The organism is Pseudomonas sp. MOIL14HWK12:I2 (assembly GCF_000510745.1).
GTDB classification, from domain to species: domain Bacteria; phylum Pseudomonadota; class Gammaproteobacteria; order Pseudomonadales; family Pseudomonadaceae; genus Chryseomonas; species Chryseomonas oryzihabitans.
On the sequence record NZ_AZOA01000011.1, the window covers coordinates 162,759 to 179,213 of the forward strand.

The 16,455-nt window shown below is 67.7% G+C and carries 13 protein-coding genes and 1 pseudogene; 8 read left to right on the forward strand and 6 right to left on the reverse strand.

Going from position 1 to position 16,455, the window contains the following annotated elements:
- Nucleotides 1-71: 71 nt before the first annotated feature.
- The 3 genes from PSK12I2_RS0110620 to fadB all read right to left on the reverse strand — a co-directional run bounded on the left by PSK12I2_RS0110620 (nucleotide 72) and on the right by fadB (nucleotide 3,737).
- A complete protein-coding gene (locus PSK12I2_RS0110620) occupies nucleotides 72-323 on the reverse strand; it encodes a DUF1653 domain-containing protein (protein WP_027598370.1) in 252 nt (83 codons plus the stop codon).
- Between the two features lie 72 nt (nucleotides 324-395).
- Complete coding sequence (fadA, locus tag PSK12I2_RS0110625; protein WP_027598371.1) at nucleotides 396-1,574, reverse strand: acetyl-CoA C-acyltransferase FadA; 1,179 nt, start codon at nucleotides 1,572-1,574, stop codon at nucleotides 396-398.
- A 15-nt stretch (nucleotides 1,575-1,589) separates the two neighbouring features.
- Nucleotides 1,590-3,737, reverse strand: a complete 2,148-nt coding sequence (fadB, locus tag PSK12I2_RS0110630) for a fatty acid oxidation complex subunit alpha FadB (protein WP_027598372.1) — start codon at nucleotides 3,735-3,737, stop codon at nucleotides 1,590-1,592.
- A 359-nt stretch (nucleotides 3,738-4,096) separates the two neighbouring features.
- Here fadB and PSK12I2_RS0110635 point away from each other — a divergent pair, with 359 nt between their 5' ends.
- Nucleotides 4,097-4,537: a universal stress protein gene (locus PSK12I2_RS0110635; protein ID WP_007162381.1), complete on the forward strand. Its 441-nt coding sequence runs from the start codon at nucleotides 4,097-4,099 to the stop codon at nucleotides 4,535-4,537.
- 18 nt (nucleotides 4,538-4,555) lie between these two features.
- Here the strand turns inward: PSK12I2_RS0110635 and PSK12I2_RS0110640 are convergent, their stop codons facing one another.
- Complete coding sequence (locus tag PSK12I2_RS0110640; protein WP_027598373.1) at nucleotides 4,556-6,466, reverse strand: ATP-binding cassette domain-containing protein; 1,911 nt, start codon at nucleotides 6,464-6,466, stop codon at nucleotides 4,556-4,558.
- 220 nt (nucleotides 6,467-6,686) lie between these two features.
- Between PSK12I2_RS0110640 and PSK12I2_RS0110645 the strand changes: the two genes are divergently transcribed.
- The 5 genes and pseudogenes from PSK12I2_RS0110645 (at nucleotide 6,687) to phnE (ending at nucleotide 12,063) form a co-directional block, all read left to right on the forward strand.
- Nucleotides 6,687-8,615, forward strand: coding sequence for a transglycosylase SLT domain-containing protein (locus tag PSK12I2_RS0110645; RefSeq protein ID WP_027598374.1), 1,929 nt, complete (start codon nucleotides 6,687-6,689; stop codon nucleotides 8,613-8,615).
- A gap of 198 nt (nucleotides 8,616-8,813) precedes the next feature.
- Nucleotides 8,814-9,662, forward strand: coding sequence for a putative selenate ABC transporter substrate-binding protein (locus tag PSK12I2_RS0110650; RefSeq protein WP_007162378.1), 849 nt, complete (start codon nucleotides 8,814-8,816; stop codon nucleotides 9,660-9,662).
- A complete protein-coding gene (locus tag PSK12I2_RS0110655; RefSeq protein WP_027598375.1) occupies nucleotides 9,659-10,474 on the forward strand; it encodes a phosphonate ABC transporter ATP-binding protein in 816 nt (271 codons plus the stop codon). The genes PSK12I2_RS0110650 and PSK12I2_RS0110655 overlap by 4 nt, the downstream gene beginning before the upstream one ends.
- A pseudogene (locus PSK12I2_RS25225) lies at nucleotides 10,468-11,280 on the forward strand (PhnE/PtxC family ABC transporter permease); the annotation flags it as partial. The gene PSK12I2_RS0110655 and the pseudogene PSK12I2_RS25225, both read left to right, overlap by 7 nt.
- Nucleotides 11,281-11,331: 51 nt before the next feature.
- On the forward strand, nucleotides 11,332-12,063 hold the full coding sequence (gene phnE, locus PSK12I2_RS25230; RefSeq protein ID WP_256203974.1) for a phosphonate ABC transporter, permease protein PhnE: 732 nt from the start codon (nucleotides 11,332-11,334) through the stop codon (nucleotides 12,061-12,063).
- Here phnE and selA read toward each other — a convergent pair.
- Entirely contained in the window at nucleotides 12,060-13,469 is a 1,410-nt protein-coding gene (selA, locus tag PSK12I2_RS0110665; RefSeq protein WP_027598377.1) for an L-seryl-tRNA(Sec) selenium transferase, read from the reverse strand. The two genes, phnE and selA, sit on opposite strands and share 4 nt — an antisense overlap.
- A 276-nt stretch (nucleotides 13,470-13,745) precedes the next feature.
- On the opposite strand from selA, the gene PSK12I2_RS0110670 reads away from it, so the two are divergent.
- Nucleotides 13,746-14,837, forward strand: coding sequence for a hypothetical protein (locus PSK12I2_RS0110670; RefSeq protein ID WP_027598378.1), 1,092 nt, complete (start codon nucleotides 13,746-13,748; stop codon nucleotides 14,835-14,837).
- 153 nt (nucleotides 14,838-14,990) lie between these two features.
- Nucleotides 14,991-15,515, forward strand: coding sequence for an ankyrin repeat domain-containing protein (locus PSK12I2_RS0110675; protein WP_007162373.1), 525 nt, complete (start codon nucleotides 14,991-14,993; stop codon nucleotides 15,513-15,515).
- On the opposite strand, the gene PSK12I2_RS0110680 is transcribed toward PSK12I2_RS0110675, so the two are convergent.
- A complete protein-coding gene (locus tag PSK12I2_RS0110680; RefSeq protein WP_027598379.1) occupies nucleotides 15,516-16,439 on the reverse strand; it encodes an SdiA-regulated domain-containing protein in 924 nt (307 codons plus the stop codon). It lies immediately after the preceding gene.
- Nucleotides 16,440-16,455: the final 16 nt, after the last annotated feature.

Genomic DNA, 16,455 nt, shown 5'->3' on the forward strand with positions numbered 1-16,455 from the left:
TCTTCAGTCTGGTGCGCCGGGGGCGGTCGGCCAACGCGGCACCGCTATATATAGTGGCGATGTCGGCAAGGTCAAGGCTGCGGCGTGGCATCCAGACCCAAGGGATCGGCTTCGACGCTGATCAGCGCGAAGCGCGGCACCTGCTCGCCATCGACCTGGACGCTCTCGCGAAACATGCTCAGAGGCCGGGCCCAGAGTCCGTATTCGCCGTACAGCGCCTGATAGATGACCAGCTCTTCCTCGGTCTCCGAATGCCGGGCCACGCCCAGTACCCGATACTGCTGACCCTTGTAGTGCCGGTAGAGTCCCGTCTGCAATGCCATGTTCCACCTCGAAAAAAGAAAACCGGGGCAGCCCTGGGGGCGCCCCGGTCGGATGACGCACGCTGCGGCGGATCAGCGCAGGCGTTCGAACACCGTGGTGATGCCCTGGCCGAGACCCACGCACATGGTGGCCAGGCCGAAGGTGCCGTCATTCTGTTTCATGACATTTAACAGCGTGCCTGAAATTCTGGCGCCAGAGCAACCGAAGGGGTGACCCAGGGCGATGGCACCGCCGTGCAGATTGACCTTTTCCTCCATCTTGTCGAGCACCTTGAGGTCCTTGAGCACCGGCAGGGCCTGGGCCGCGAAGGCTTCGTTGAGTTCGATGAAATCGATGTCGGCGATGGTCAGACCGGCGCGCTTGAGCGCCTTCTGCGAAGCCGGGACCGGACCGTAGCCCATGATCGCCGGATCGACACCGGCCACGGCCATGGCGCGGATCCTGGCCAGCGGCTGCAGGCCGAGGTCCTGGGCGCGCTGGGCCGACATGACCAGCATGCAGGAGGCGCCGTCGGTGATCTGCGAAGAGGTACCGGCGGTCACGGTACCGCCCTTGGGGTTGAAGGCCGGCTTCAGCGCCGCCAGGCCTTCGAGGGTGGTTTCCGGACGGATGGTCTCGTCCTGGCTGAAGACCTTGAGGAAACCGTTCTCGTCGTGACCTTCCAGGGGAATGATCTCATCCTTGAACTTGCCTTCCTGGGTGGCCTTCCAGGCCAGCTGGTGCGAGCGATAGCCGAACTGGTCCTGGGCCTCGCGGGTGATGCCGTGCATCTTGCCCAGCATCTCGGCGGTCAGGCCCATCATGCCGGAGGCCTTGGCGGCGTGCAGCGACAGCTGGGGATTCGGGTCGACGCCGTGCATCATGCCGACATGACCCATGTGCTCCACCCCGCCGACGACGAAGACGTCGCCGTTGCCGGTCTGGATCGCCTGGGCGGCGGTGTGCAGGGCGCTCATGGAGGAACCGCACAGGCGGCTCACCGTCTGGGCGCCGCTGGTGTGCGGGATGCGGGTCAGCAGCGACGCCATGCGGGCGATGTTCCAGCCCTGCTCCAGGGTCTGGTTGACGCAGCCCCAGATCACGTCTTCCACCTCGGCCGGATTGACCTGGGGATTGCGGTAGAGGACCGCGTCGATCAGCCGCGCGGACAGGGTCTCGGCGCGGGTGTTGCGGTGCATGCCGCCCTTGGAACGACCCATGGGCGTGCGGGCGAAGTCGACGATGACGACGTCTCTCGGATTCAGACTCATTTCTTTACTCCAGGCTCAACCGAAGAAGCGTTGGCCAGCGGCGGCCATTTCGCGGAGTTTGGGGGTCGGGTGGTACAGCGGCCCGAGGTCGGCGTACTTGTCGGCCATGGCGACGAATTCGGCCACGCCCAGGCTGTCGATGTAGCGCAGCGCACCGCCGCGGAAGGGCGGGAAGCCGATGCCGTAGATCAGGCCCATGTCGGCCTCGGCGGCGCTCTCGACGATGCCGTCCTCCAGGCAGCGAACGGCTTCCAGGCACAGCGGCACCATCATCCGCTCGACGATCTCCTCGTCGGTGAATTCACGCTGCTCGTAGGTGACCGGTGCCAGCACCTCGGCCACGGCCGGGTCGGCGACCTTCTTCGGCTTGCCCTTCTTGTCGGTCTCGTAGACATAGAAGCCCTTGCCGTTCTTCTGGCCGAAGCGCTGGGCTTCGTAGAGGGCGTCCACCGCGGTCTTGCGGCTTTCCTTCATGCGCTCGGGGAAACCCTCGGCCATGACGTCGCGGGCGTGGTGGGCGGTGTCCATGCCGACCACGTCCATCAGGTAGGCCGGACCCATGGGCCAGCCGAACTTCTCCATCAGCCGGTCGACGCGCTGGAAATCGGCCCCCTGGGCCAGCAGCGCGGCGAAGCCGCCGAAGTACGGGAAGAGGATGCGATTGACCAGGAAGCCGGGGCAGTCGTTGACCACGATGGGGTTCTTGCCCATCTGGCGGGCATAGGCCACGGTGGTGGCGATGGCCTTCTCGCTGGTCTTCTCGCCGCGGATCACCTCGACCAGGGGCATCATGTGCACCGGGTTGAAGAAGTGCATGCCGCAGAAGTTTTCCGGACGCTTGAGCGCCTGGGCCAGCAGGCTGATGGAAATGGTGGAGGTGTTGGAGGTGAGGATGGCGTCCTCGCGCACCTGGCCTTCCACCTCGGCCAGCACGGCCTGCTTGACCTTGGGATTCTCGACCACGGCTTCGACCACCAGGTCGACGCTCTTGAAGTCGCCATAGGACAGCGTCGGGCGGATGCGATTGAGCGCCTCGGCCATCTTCGCCGGCTCCAGGCGGCCCTTCTCGACGCGCTTGTTGAGCAGCTTGCTGGCTTCGCTCAGCCCCAGCTCCAGGGCTTCGTCGCGAATGTCCTTCATCAGGATCGGGGTGCCCTTGAGCGCGGACTGGTAGGCGATGCCGCCACCCATGATGCCGGCGCCCAGCACGCTGGTCAGCTTGACCGGCGCGGCCTGCTTCTCCAACACCTTGGCCTTGCGCTTGAGCGCCTGGTCATTGAGGAACAGGCCGACCAGGCTGGCGGAGACCGAGGTCTGGGCCATCTTGGCGAAACCGGCGCCTTCGACTTCCAGTGCCTTGTCGCGGCCGTAGTTGGCGGACTTCTGGATGGCCTTGATGGCTTCCAGCGGTGCTGGATAGTGCGGACCGGCTTGGCTGGCGACGAAGCCCTTGGCCGATTCGAAGGCCATCATGGCTTCGATGGCATTGAGCTGCAGCTTTTCCAGCTTGGGCTTGCGCTTGGCGCGGTAGTCCAGCTCGCCGGCGGCGGCGCGGCGGACCAGGTCCAGGGCGGCGTCGAACAGGTGCTCGGGGGCGACCACGGCATCGGCCACGCCGACCTTGAGAGCGGTGGCGGCGTCGTTTTCCTTGCCGGACGCGATCCACTCGATGGCGTTGTCGCTGCCGATCAGGCGCGGCAGGCGGACGGTACCACCCCAGCCCGGATAGATGCCCAGCTTGACTTCCGGCAGGCCGATGCGCGCTGCGGTACTCAGCACCCGGTAGTCGGCGGCCAGGGTCATCTCGCAACCGCCACCCAGGGCGATGCCGCCCACGGCGGCCACGGTGGGCACCGGCAGGTCTTCGAAATCGTTGAAGATGCGGTTGATCTCGGCGATGCCGGCCTGCAGCTCTTCGGTCGGCCGACCGAACATCTCGACGAATTCGGTGATGTCGGCGCCGACGATGAAGACGTCCTTGCCGCTGGTGACGATGACGCCGCGCAGGCCGGCGTGGGCTTTCAGGGCATCCACGGCCTGGCGGAATTCGCGCAGGGTGATGGCGCTGAACTTGTTGACCGATTCGCCTTGGAGGTCGAAGCGAAGTTCGGCGATGCCGTCCTCCACGTCGCGCACCGAAAGGGCTTTGCCTTCGAAAATCATCAGCGGGTCTCCCTTGAGTCCTGGTCGCGAAGCGGGCGGCGGCTTGGGTGGAAGCCGAGAATCGCCAGCCCCGATATTGTTCTGTGGAGGGCACCGGCCGGGCCGGGGCGAAAATTCATACAACCGTTTGAACGGCTCGCACAACCTTCTGGCAAAAGCGGGCGCTTGTCAATTGGGACGCACGGGGAAAGCGCGAGCGGGGTTCGCGTGGCGGGCGCTTGAGCTTGGCGCGCTTCTGTGCAAGATAGCCGTGGAGCTATCCCCGACTCCTGGAGTCGAAACTACAAGTGGGCTAGAGCCTGCGAATCGAGCGCCAGCCACGGTACGGTCTGGCGCCCCATCATGAAGGAGAGATGTGTATGGCCTACCAACACATATTGGTTGCCGTCGACCTGACCGAAGATTGCCAGCCGGTGATCCGCCGTGCGGTTGCCCTGGGTCAGTGCTGTGGCAGCAAGGTGTCGCTGGTGCACGTGGTCGAGCCCATGGCCATGGCCTTTGGCGGCGACGTGCCCATGGACTTGTCGTCGCTGCAGCAGCAGCAGATCGAGCAGGCCCGCGAGCGACTGGACGGTTTCACTACCCAGTATGCGGAGCTGGCCGGCAATTGCGTGCTGGCCTACGGCCAACCGCGCCAGGAAATCCACCGCATGGCCAAGGAACAGGGATGCGACCTGATCGTGGTCGGCAGCCACGGTCGTCACGGCCTGGCGCTGCTGCTGGGCTCGACGTCCAACGACCTGCTGCACGGCGCGCCCTGCGATACCCTGGCGGTAGCCTTGAAGAAAGATAAGGCCTGATCCCGCGGCCGGGCTGGATTATTCCAGTTCGGCCCAGCGTTCGATGAGGCGATCCAGTTCGGCCTGCAGCGCATCCATTCGGGCGAGCTTGGCCTGGGTGACCTCGTTCGGCAGCTGGTAGAAGCCCGGATCGGCAATGGCGGTCTGCAGGGCCTCCAATTCGATCTCCGCGGTTTCGATGGCGCCTGGCAGGGCGTCCAGCTCACGCTGTTCCTTGTAGCTGAGCTTGCGCTTGGCCGGCGCGGCGGCAGCGGCCACGGGTGCCGCAGCGGACGCGGGTTCGGCCTTGGCCGGCGCCGGCTTGCTGTCCTCCCGGGTCTGCACGCCGAGCAGACGCGGCGAGCCGCCCTGGCGCAGCCAGTCCTGGTAGCCACCGACGTATTCGCGGACCCGCCCTTCCCCCTCGAACACCAGGGTGCTGGTCACCACGTTGTCGAGGAAGGCCCGGTCGTGGCTGACCATCAGCACCGTGCCCTCGAAACTCAGCAGCACCTCTTCCAGCAGCTCCAGGGTCTCGACGTCGAGGTCGTTGGTGGGTTCGTCCAGCACCAGCAGGTTGGCCGGCTTGCTGAACAGCTTGGCCAGCAGCAGGCGCGCGCGTTCGCCACCGGACAGCGCCTTGACCGGCGTGCGGGCACGCTGGGGGCTGAACAGGAAGTCGCCCAGGTAGCTCAGCACATGCCGATCCTGGCCGTTGATGGTGATGAATTCGCGACCCTCGGCGAGGTTGTCGATCACCGTCTTTTCCGGTTCCAGTTGCAGGCGCAGCTGGTCGAAATAGGCGATCTCCAGCTTGGTGCCGTACTGGATCTTGCCGGCGGTGGGCTGGAGGTCACCCAGCAGCAGCTTGAGCAGGGTGGTCTTGCCCGAGCCGTTGGGACCGAGCAGGCCGATGCGATCGCCGCGCTGGATCAGCAGGGTCAGGTCGCGGATCAGGGGTTCGCCGCCGGGATGGGCATAGCTCATGTGCTCGGCGAGGATGACCTGCTTGCCGGACTTGTCGGCGGTTTCCAGCAGCAGATTGGCCTTGCCCTGGCGTTCGCGGCGCTCGCTACGTTCGTTGCGCATGGCCTTGAGCGCACGGACCCGACCTTCGTTGCGGGTACGCCGGGCCTTGATGCCCTGGCGGATCCAGACTTCTTCCTGGGCCAGGCGCTTGTCGAACAGGGCGTTGGCGGTCTCTTCGGCCGCCAGTTGCTGCTCCTTGTGCACCAGGAAGCTGGCGTAGTCGCCCTGCCAGTCGATCAGGTTGCCGCGATCCAGTTCGAGGATGCGGGTGGCCAGGGCCTGGAGGAAGGCACGGTCGTGGGTGATGAACAGCACGGCGCCCGGATAGCCGCGCAGGGCGTCTTCCAGCCAGGCGATGGCGCCGATGTCCAAGTGGTTGGTGGGTTCGTCGAGCAGCAGCAGATCCGGCTCGGCCACCAGCGCCTGGGCCAGCAGCACGCGCCGCCGCCAGCCGCCGGACAGTTCGGCGAGGGTCTTTTCCGCCGGCAGCTGCAGCCGGCTCAGGGTGCTTTCCACCAGTTGCTGCAGGCGCCAGCCATCGCGGGCCTCCAGCTCCTGCTGGACGTGCATGAGCCGCTCCATATCCAGTTCGCCGCTGGTGTCCTGGGTCAGGTGATGGTACTCGGCGAGCAATTCGCCGACGCCGGCCAGGCCCGCGGCCACCACGTCGAACACCGAGCGGTCGTCGGCGCGCGGCAATTCCTGCGGCAGTTCGCCGATCTTCAGCGCCGGGGCGCGCCAGACCTCGCCGTCATCGGCCTGCTGCTCGCCCTTGACGATGCGCAGGAGGCTGGATTTGCCGGTGCCGTTGCGGCCGATGATGCATACCCGCTCGCCCCGCTCGATCTGCCAGGACACCCCGTCCAGCAAGGGGGTGACGCCAAAGGCCAGGGATACGTTGGTGAACTTGAGCAGCGCCATGGGTTTCTCCGCGAAAAAGGCCAGCCAGTCTAGCAGAGACGCCCACCCCGGCGCCGGTCGACACGAGCCGGCGAAACGCCCGGACCGCCCGACGGCAGGCCATGGCCGACGCTTTCGCCGCCTGGCGCCGGCACGTAAGCTAGACTGCCCCGTGACGGTCGGCCGCTTGCCTTGCGCAGTGCGCGCCGCCCCCTCCGCATCCAGCTTTTACGGAATTCCCATGCGCGGTCGCCTGTTCGTCATCCTGCCCCTGCTCCTCGCTCCCCTGATCGGCTCCACCACCTCGCAAGCCGCTCCCCTGGAGCAGCAGCGGCAACTCTACGACCAGGCCAAGGCGGCGCTGGACCGCGGCGATGCCAGTGTCTACCTGGCCAATCGCGGTGAATTGCGCACCTATCCGCTGGAGCCTTACCTGGCCTATGACGAGCTGATCAAGCGCGTTCCCGGGGCCAGCGATGCCGAGATCGAGACCTTTCTCGCCGAGCACGGCGATCTGCCGCAGTCCAACTGGCTGCGCCTGCGCTGGCTGCGCAGCCTGGCCGATCGCGGCGACTGGAATCGCTTCGAGAAATACTATTCGCCGGACTTCAACTTCACCGAGCTGGACTGCCTGCACGGCCAGTACCTGATCGCCCAGGGCAATGCCAGCGAGGGCTTCAAACTGGCGGAGAAATACTGGCTGGTGGGCAAGGCCCAGCCGACCACCTGCGACGGCCTGTTCCAGGCCTGGGCGGCGCGCGGGCAACTCACCGAGGAGCGCGTCTGGGAGCGTGCCAAGCTGGCCGCCGACAAGGGCGAGTACGGCCTGGTGCGCACCCTGTCCGCCCAGTTGCCGACGCTGTCCGGCCAGGCCCAGCGGCTGATCGACGTGGCCCAGAAGCCGCAGCAGATCGCCAATGTCCAGGCCTTCGCCCCGGCCAGCGAGAGTCTCGCCGACGTGGTCGGCCTGGGCCTGCGCAAGCTGGCGCGCCAGGATCCGGAACAGGCCATGAGCCTGCTCGAAATCTACAGCCAGCGCATGCCCTTCACCCGCGATGAAAAGGTCGCCATCGCCCGCCAGATCGGCCTGACCCTGGCGAAGAACTTCGATCCGCGCGCCCTGCCGCTGATGGAGCGCTATGATCCCGAGTTGCGGGACGACGACGTCAGCGAATGGCGCGCCCGCCTGCTGCTGCGCCTGGGTCGCTGGAGCGATGCCCATGCGCTGATCGAGCGCTTTCCGCCGAGCCTGGCCAAGGCCAATCGCTGGGAATACTGGCGCGCCCGGACCCTGGAGCTGATGCAGCCGCAGAGTCCGGCGGTGCTGCGGGAATACGCCGAGGTCAGTCGCGAGCGCGACTACTATGGCTTCCTTGCCGCCGACCGCAGCAAGGCGCCCTATCAGCTCAACAACAAGCCGCTGATGCTCAGCGACGCCCTCAAGCGCAAGGTGCGCAACACCCCCGGCGTGCAGCGGGCCCTGGAATTCATCGCCCGTGGCGAGCCGATCAATGCTCGCCGCGAGTGGTTCTATGTCAGCCGTCACTTCAACCGTGACGAACTGGTGGCCCAGGCCCGCATGGCCTACGACATGCAGTGGTACTTCCCGGCGATTCGCACCATCAGCCTGGCCAAGTACTGGGACGACCTGGACATCCGCTTCCCCATCGCCTATCGCGAAAGCTTCGTGCGCGAGGCCCAGACCCGCGGTCTGCACAGCAGCTGGGTGTTCGCCATCACCCGCCAGGAGAGCGGCTTCATGGCCGATGCACGCTCCGGGGTGGGCGCCATGGGGTTGATGCAGCTGATGCCGGCCACCGCCAGCCATACCGCCAGCAAGTTCGCCATTCCCCTGGCCTCGCCGCAACAGGCGCTGACCCCGGAGAAGAACATCCAGTTGGGCACCGCCTATCTGTCCATGGTCCATGCCCAGTTCAACGGCAACCGGGTGCTGGCCTCGGCCGCCTACAACGCCGGCCCGGGGCGGGTGAAGCGCTGGCTGACGGGCGCCCGCCACCTGGCCTTCGATGTCTGGGTGGAGACCATTCCCTTCGACGAGACGCGGCAATACGTGCAGAACGTGCTGGCCTATGCGGTGATCTACGGGCAGAAGCTCAATTCGCCGCAACCCCTGGTGGACTGGAACGAGCGTTTCTTCGACGAGACCTGAGTGCTCGCCGACCCGTCCTGACACCACCGCAGCGGACCCGCACGCCGAGTCGCGTCCGCTGCCTAACCCCTTCCCAGAGCCGTCACGCCACGCCGCAGCTGCATCCTGCCAGGCCAGCGGCCTCGTGACGGCTGCGCAAAACAGCGCCACCCCCTATACTGCAGCCCCTTTTTTTCCGCTATTGAACCGGAGAAACCCATGCTCAAGCGTTCGCTGGCCCTGGCAGCAGGCCTGGCCCTGTCCCTGACTTCCCTGCTCTCCCACGCCGCCGACGAACTGCGCGTCTCGGCCATTCCCGACGAGGCGCCCACCGAGCTGATCCGCAAGTTCAAGCCGCTGGGTGAATACCTGGAGCAGCGCCTGGGCATGCCGGTGAAATTCGTCCCGGTGTCCGACTATGCCGGCGTGGTGGAAGCCATGGCCTCGGATCGCCTGGACCTGGCCTGGTTCGGCGGTTTCACCTTCGTCCAGGCGCAGCGCAAGGCGCCGATGACCCCCCTGGTGCAGCGCGCAGAAGATCAGCAGTTCACCAGCAAGTTCATCACCGCCGACCCGGCCGTGAAGACCCTGCAGGACCTCAAGGGCAAGACCTTCGCCTTCGGTTCGGTCTCTTCCACCTCAGGCAGCCTGATGCCGCGCTACTTCATGCAGCAGGACGGCATCGTTCCCGAGCAGTTCTTCTCGCGGGTGGCCTATTCCGGCGCCCATGACGCCACCGTCGCCTGGGTCGCCGCGGGCAAGGCCGATGCCGGCGTGCTCAACGCCTCGGTGTGGAAGAAGCTGGTCGACGCCGGCAAGGTCGACACCAGCAAGGTCCGGGTCATCTCCACCACCCCGGCCTACTACGACTACAACTGGACGGTGCGCGGCAATCTGGATCCGCAACTGGCGGCCAAGATCAAGCAGGCCTTCCTCGACCTGGATCCGGCCAAGCCGGCCGACAAGGCGATCCTCGACCTGCAGGCGGCCAGCCGCTTCGTGCCGACCTCGCCGGACAACTACAAGAGCATCGAGGCTTCCGCCCTGGCGGCCGGCCTGCTCAAGTGAGTCTCGCCCTCAGGGGCGTGACGCTGGTACACGCCGACGGCTCGCCCGCCCTGGCCGATCTCGACCTCAACCTGCAACAGGGTGAGCAGGTCGCGCTGATCGGTCCGTCCGGGGCGGGCAAGACCAGCCTGCTGCGCCTGCTGGCCACCGGGCTGCGGCCGCTCGCGGGTGAGCTGGAGCTGCTCGGCCAGCAGCCCTGGAGCCTGGGCAACCGGGCGCGGCGTCAGTTGCGCGCCCGTATCGGCCTGATCCACCAGGCGCCGCCCTTGCCGGCGCGCCAGCGGGTCATCACTGCGGTGCTGGCCGGCCGTCTCGGCCAGTGGTCGCTGGCGCGCAGCCTGGTCAGCCTGGTGCATCCGCTGGATCGCGCCGGCGCCGCGGCGGCCCTGACGCCGCTGGATCTCGCCGATCGGCTCTACTCCTCCTGCGATCAGCTGTCCGGGGGCCAGTTGCAGCGCATCGGCATCGCCCGGGCGCTCTACCAGCAGCCGCAGCTGCTGCTCGCCGACGAACCCGTGTCGGCCATGGACCCGGTGCTGGCCGCCCATACCCTGGAGGTGCTGAGCGACGCCGCGGCGCGCCAGGGCACTACCCTGGTCACCAGCCTGCACAACGTCGAACTGGCGTTGCAGCACTTTCCGCGCATCCTCGGTCTGCGGGCCGGTCGGCTGCTGTGGGACAAGCCCGCCAGTGCCGTCACCCCGGCCGATCTCGCCGCGCTCTATGCCAACGAGGGCTTGAGCACCACCCTGCCGCCCGCCGCTCCGGCCCCGGCCCCGGCCGAGACGCCGCTCGACCTGCCGCGATGCTGACCTCGCCTCGCCAGGACCCGGCCGCCCGGCCTCGTCTGCTGCTCACCCTGCTGGCCCTGCTGCTGGCCTGGCCGACGCTGCGCCTGGCGGAATTCGATCTGCCGGGTCTCTTCACCGGCGACAACGCCCGCACCATGGGCCACTTTCTCGCCGGCTTCTGGCCGCCCGCCCATGACGCCGACTTTCTCGCCGTGCTCGGCCGCGCCACCCTGGAAACCCTGGCCATCGCCACCCTGGGCATGGCCCTGGCCGCGCTGATCGCCCTGCCCGCCGCCCTGCTCGCCACCCGTGTGCTGTCGATCTCCGCCCTGCCCCGCGGCGGCCGTCCAGGCCGCCTGCCGCGCCTGCTCCGCGGACTGGTCCGCGGGGTGCTGATCGTCCTGCGCAGCGTGCCGGAGATCGTCTGGGCGCTGCTGTTCGTCCGCGCCGTGGGCCTGGGGCCGACCGCCGGGGTGCTGGCCATCGCCATCACCTATGGCGGCATGCTGGGCAAGGTCTATGCGGAAATCTTCGAATCGGTCGATCCCCGTCCGGCGCGGGCCCTGCTGCTGCAGGGCGCCGGTCGCCTGCAGGCCTTCGTCTATGGCGTGCTGCCCAACGCCGCGGGCGAGATGATTTCCTACAGCGTCTATCGCTGGGAGTGCGCCATTCGCGCCTCGGTGGTGATGGGCTTCGTCGGCGCCGGCGGGCTCGGCCAGCAGGTCGATCTGTCGCTGCGCATGTTCGCCGGTGGCGAGGTGGCCAGCCTGCTGCTGACCTTCCTGGTGCTGGTGCTCCTGGCCGATGTGCTCAGTCGCCTGCTGCGCCAGGTGGAGCGCGGTCAGGGCCGGGGCCGGGGCACTCTGACGGTGCTGGCCATGGGCACCGCCCTGGTGGCGTCCGCCAGCTACCTGGGCACCGCCTTCGGTGAGTTGCTCAGTGCCCGCGCCCTGGGCCAGATGGGCAGCTTCCTGGCCGACTTTCTCCAGCCGGACTTCTCCCTCGCCCAGCTGTCGGCCGTGGCCCATGGCGCGGTGGAAACCCTGGCCATGTCGGCCCTGGGTACCCTGCTCGCCGGGCTGCTCGGCATCCTGCTGGCGCTGCCGGCGGCCGGGCGCCTAGGCCTGGGCGCCCTGGCGCTGGCACGGCTGCTGCTCAATGCCCTGCGCGCCGTGCCAGAACTGGTCTGGGCGGCGCTGATGGTGCTGGCCGCCGGCCTGGGACCCAACGCCGGCACCCTGGCGCTGGCCCTGCACACCGCCGGGGTGCTCGGTCGGCTGTTCGCCGAAGCCCTGGAAAACACCCCCAAGGCGCCGGCCGAAGCCATTCGCCTGGCCGGCGGTGGCGCGCTGGCGGCCTTTCTCTACGGCACCCTGCCGGCGGTCTGGCCGCAGTTGCTGGCCTATCTGCTCTATCGCTGGGAAAACAATATCCGCATGGCCAGCATCCTCGGCTTCGTCGGCGCTGGTGGCCTGGGGCAGCAGCTGTACTTCAGCCTGAGCCTGTTCCAGCAGGCCCAGGCCGCCACCGTGATCCTCGGCATGCTGGTGCTGGTGCTGGGCGTGGATCTGCTGAGCAATTGGGCCCGGCAGCGCTGGGTCGTCCGTTAACGAATCTCCGGCAGCAGCAGCGCTGGCAATTGCGCGAGAAAGGCGGCTTCGTCGTCGAGCTGGCGCAGGTCCAGCCAGAGCGCATCGGCGTCGATGCGCCCCACCACCGGGATGGGTAGCTGGCGCAGGCCTTCTTCCAGTTGTCGCAAGGCGCGCCCACGCAGGCGCTTGCTGACCTGGGGGCGACAGCACAGCGCCGCCCCGGGCAGGCGGGCCACCGGCTGGGCGCCACTGCCGATCATGCCGAGCGCCGGCTCCACGCTGACCGCATAGGTCGTGCCCAGCACGGCGGCGAAGGCCGGTAGCAGCCGCTCGGCCTGGGTGGTGATGGCCTCGGCCGGGCGCGACAGCAGGCGCAGGCTGGGCAACCGCTCGGCCAGTCGATCCGGATCGCGATAGAGCGCCAGGGTCGCCTCCAGGGCGGCCAGGGTCAGCTTGTCGACCCGCAACGCCCGCTTGAGCGGATTCTTCTTGATGCGCTCGATGAGGTCGCGGCGACCGACGATGAGGCCGCACTGGGGGCCGCCGAGCAGCTTGTCGCCACTGAAGGTCACCAGGTCGGCGCCGTCGCGCAGGGCCTGCTGCACCGTGGGTTCGGCGGGCAGTCCCCAACGGGTCAGGTCCACCAGGGTGCCGCTGCCCAGGTCTTCCAACAGCGGCACTTTATGGGCGCGGGCGATGGCGGCCAGCTCCGCCGTAGCCACGCTGGCGGTAAAGCCCTGGACGCTGTAGTTGCTGGTGTGCACCCGCATCAGCAGCGCGGTGCGCGGGCCGATGGCGGCTTCGTAGTCGCGGGCATGGGTACGGTTGGTGGTGCCCACCTCCACCAGCTTGACCCCGGCGCGGGCCATGATGTCGGGGATGCGGAAGGCGCCACCGATCTCGATCAGCTCGCCGCGGGACAGCACCCCTTCCTTGCGTGCGCCTATGGCATGCAGGGCCAGCAGGACCGCCGCGGCGTTGTTGTTGACCACCGTCACCGCCTCGGCGCCGGTGAGTTCGCGCACCAGGTCGGCGACCAGGTCGTCGCGATCGCCGCGCTTGCCGGTAGCCAGGTCGAATTCCAGATTCATCGGCTGACGCGCGGCCTCGACTACCGCGGCGATGGCCTCTTCCGCCAGCAGCGCCCGCCCCAGGTTGGTGTGCAGCACCGTGCCGGTGAGGTTGAACACCCGCCGCACCCGCGGCTGGCTGTGCAACGCCAGGCGCTCGCCCAGACGGCCGGCCAGCACGCCCTCCTCCACCTCCACCGCGGTCAGGGTGCCGGCCCTCAGGGCCTCGCGCAGATCGTCCAGCAGCGAGCGATAGCCGCCAAGGACCTGCTCGCGACCGTGGCGCTCCTCCAGCGGACGCGAAGCGGGATGGCGCAGCAGGCGGTCGATGGACGGCAGGCGGATGGCGGTCATGGGAGCCTCTTGGGTCGAGTCGACCCCCAGTGTAGCCCGAACCCGCGGCGGGTCGACCAGGGGCGCCGGACTGCCGCAGGCTCGTCCCGCCCTGGGAGAGAGCGGCCCGAACCCGGACCCGGGGCGTCCGGAAATGACCCCCGGGTTCCCGGTTTGCCGCGTGCCAGAGCCCGTCCTAGGATGGTTTCGCGGGCTCTTCCCAGCCACCTGCCGCGGTCTTGGTGTGGAGGGCCCTGGCCACCACGTCCACCTCACGACAATAACAAAGGTGCCGTCATGTCCAAGAAATCCTCCCTCTGGGCCAGCGATGGCCTGCTCGACAGCAGCGACATCGTCAGCCTCGGCAACTTCACCTACCTGCACACGCTGAAGAGCGCCGCGGCCACGCCGCTGGCGCAGACCCACTCGGCCAGCACCCCTACCGTCAGCGAATTCCTCAACGGCGCCATCAGCGAGTACGTACTGGGTGGCACGCCCGACGGCATGCGGCCGTTCCTCGTCGATGGCCATCAGCTGACGCTGCACAACTCGCTCAACGGCGCCACGGCCCACACCTGGATCACCGCCGAGAACCAGGTGCTCATCACCTATGCCGGCACCACTAGAGGCGAGAATCTGCTGATCGATCCCCTCTCCACCGCCGGTGGCCTGCTGAGCGATCTGCAGATCCTCGGCCAGCAGGTCTCCAGCGCCCAGCGGCAGTCGCTGGACTTCGCCCACCAGGTCATCGAGGCGGCGGCCAAGCAGGGTTATGGCACCCAGGACATCTTCGTCACCGGCCACTCCCTAGGTGGCATCTCGGCGGCCTACGTCGCCCAGCAGACCGGTCTCGGCGGCATCAGCTTCGAGGCCTCGGGCATTCCCCGCGATGCTCAGGCCGTGGGCCATGGGGGCAATTTCGTCAATGTGGTCACCCTGGGCGATCCGGTGGCCAACTACAGCTCCGACATCCGCGGCGAACAGCCCTTCGCGCCGAGCTTCGTCAGCCAGGCCGAGGGTGGCGGCAGCCTGCCCCACTATGGCTCGCTGTTCCTGATCGGTGCCCAGGCCGACCAGCACGACCTGACCCAGGCGGCGGCCAAGGTCGGCCACCTGTTCAACGGCGACAACGGTGGCCAGGTCAATCCACTGGGGGCGGCCCTGCATCCGCTCAGCGTGGCCGCCGGAATCGCCGAAGCGGCGCGCCTGATCGCCGAATTCCATCTGCCGGCCGCCGAATACACCAACCTCGGGGTGACCCCTACCGGTGGTTTTCTGGACACCCTGCCGGCGCAGATCGGCACGGCCCATGGCCCGGTGCTGATGGTCGGCAACTACAGCGTGGCGGAATTGCAGGCCTATGCCGAGACCCACGCCACCTTCGGCTGAGAGCCGCTTATAAAACTACTGCGCGTCCGCCATACAGGCACGTGCGGCGGCCTTGTTTCGCCGCTGCGGGAGAACTCCCTCCTGCCGTTCGGGTCTGCCCTCCTATCGCCCGGGACCCCGAGGGTCCCGTCCGCCTTAGCCCAGGAGAACCCCATGACCGCAGACGGTCCCCAGCGCATGACCGATGAAGAAGCCCAGGAATTCGCCACCGAGGTGTTCAACCTCGCGCGCACCGGCAATGCCGAGGTGCTGGCCCTGGTGCTGGAAAAGGGGCTGACGCCCAATCTGCGCAATCACAAGGGCGACAGCCTGCTGATGCTGGCCAGCTACCACGGTCACCTGGAGGCCAGTCGTGTCCTGCTGGAGCACCGGGCCGATCCGAACCTCGCCAACGACATGGGCCAGTCGCCCCTGGCCGGGGCGGCCTTCAAGAACAACCTGCCGATGGCCGAACTGCTGCTGGAGCACGGCGCCGCCGTGGAGGGCGCCATGCCCGACGGCAAGACCGCACTGATGATGGCGGCCATGTTCAATCACGTGCAGATGGTGGAATTGCTGGTCGCCCGCGGCGCCGATCCCAAGGCCCGGGACGCCGCCGGCAACACGGCGCTGAGCGTGGCCCGCGCCATGGGCGCCCAGGACACCCCTGCCGTGCTGGAGCGACTGGGCGGCGTCTGATCAGCGCTTCTGGTAGCGATAGAACAGATTGGGTTCGCTGACCACATAGAGGTTGCCGGCGGTATCCAGGGTGACGCCCTCGGGCTGGCGGATCCGCCGTGACAGGCCGCCGAAGGGCGCCACCAGGGAACGGGTATCCAGGGTATGGCCCTGGTCATCGAGCTCGATCAGCACCCGCGACTCGTCGCTGAGCAGCAGCAGGTGGCCGGTGCGGCGATCGACATGGACCGCGGAAAGGTCGCCGGTGCTGGGCGCCTGGTCCAGCCAGGCCTGGCGATCGATGATGCGCAGGGCGAAGTCGCCGTCGAAGCTCCTGAGCAGGCCCCGGATTTCATAGAGCTTGCGCGGCGAGTGCTCCTTGACCACGAACAGGCGATCGCGGGCGGCGTCGTAGTCCAGGCCTTCGAAGCCCTGGTTGGCGCGGGGGAAGAGATCCAGGGTCAGGCTGCGATAGTCCTTGCGCCGGAGCACGTCGTCGCCTTCGGGGATGCCTACCAGGGTCAGGGCGTTGGCGCCCTCTTCCGCCAGTAGCAGGCGGTCGTTGCCCAGATAGGTCACGCCTTCGACGTCGTCGAAGCCTTCCAGGCGATGGCGTTGCAGCAGCTCGCCGTCACGGCTCAGGGCCAGCAACTCCGGCGGATTGTTGACCACCGCCCAGAGCCGATCCCGCTCCGGGTCGTAGCTGAGGTCGGACAGATTCTCGGTGACCCCGGCCACCGTCTTGGCTTCCACCGCCACCCGGTAGCGACCCAGTTCCAGGGAGGTTCGGGGTTCGCTCTGCCACTGCTGGCCGAGCCAGAACAGCAACTGGCTGTCCAGATGGCTGCTGCGCAGGCCCTGGGTCACCCCCAGTGCCAGCAGCAGCGCCAAGGCCAGCAGCCAGCCGGTCCGTCCGATCCTGATCCGTCGTACCCACGCCGTCATCGCCTTGCCCCGTCAT

What these genes read in the sequence shown, in the direction of transcription:
- phnE (WP_256203974.1), top strand. Translation starts at nt 11,332, where the DNA reads ATGGGCACCGCCCTGGTGGCGTCCGCCAGCTACCTGGGCACCGCCTTC.
- PSK12I2_RS0110645 (WP_027598374.1), top strand. Translation starts at nt 6,687, where the DNA reads ATGCGCGGTCGCCTGTTCGTCATCCTGCCCCTGCTCCTCGCTCCCCTG.
- PSK12I2_RS0110650 (WP_007162378.1), top strand. Translation starts at nt 8,814, where the DNA reads ATGCTCAAGCGTTCGCTGGCCCTGGCAGCAGGCCTGGCCCTGTCCCTG.
- fadA (WP_027598371.1), bottom strand. Translation starts at nt 1,574, where the DNA reads ATGAGTCTGAATCCGAGAGACGTCGTCATCGTCGACTTCGCCCGCACG.
- selA (WP_027598377.1), bottom strand. Translation starts at nt 13,469, where the DNA reads ATGACCGCCATCCGCCTGCCGTCCATCGACCGCCTGCTGCGCCATCCC.
- PSK12I2_RS0110635 (WP_007162381.1), top strand. Translation starts at nt 4,097, where the DNA reads ATGGCCTACCAACACATATTGGTTGCCGTCGACCTGACCGAAGATTGC.
- fadB (WP_027598372.1), bottom strand. Translation starts at nt 3,737, where the DNA reads ATGATTTTCGAAGGCAAAGCCCTTTCGGTGCGCGACGTGGAGGACGGC.
- PSK12I2_RS0110675 (WP_007162373.1), top strand. Translation starts at nt 14,991, where the DNA reads ATGACCGCAGACGGTCCCCAGCGCATGACCGATGAAGAAGCCCAGGAA.
- PSK12I2_RS0110640 (WP_027598373.1), bottom strand. Translation starts at nt 6,466, where the DNA reads ATGGCGCTGCTCAAGTTCACCAACGTATCCCTGGCCTTTGGCGTCACC.
- PSK12I2_RS0110670 (WP_027598378.1), top strand. Translation starts at nt 13,746, where the DNA reads ATGTCCAAGAAATCCTCCCTCTGGGCCAGCGATGGCCTGCTCGACAGC.
- PSK12I2_RS0110620 (WP_027598370.1), bottom strand. Translation starts at nt 323, where the DNA reads ATGGCATTGCAGACGGGACTCTACCGGCACTACAAGGGTCAGCAGTAT.
- PSK12I2_RS0110680 (WP_027598379.1), bottom strand. Translation starts at nt 16,439, where the DNA reads ATGACGGCGTGGGTACGACGGATCAGGATCGGACGGACCGGCTGGCTG.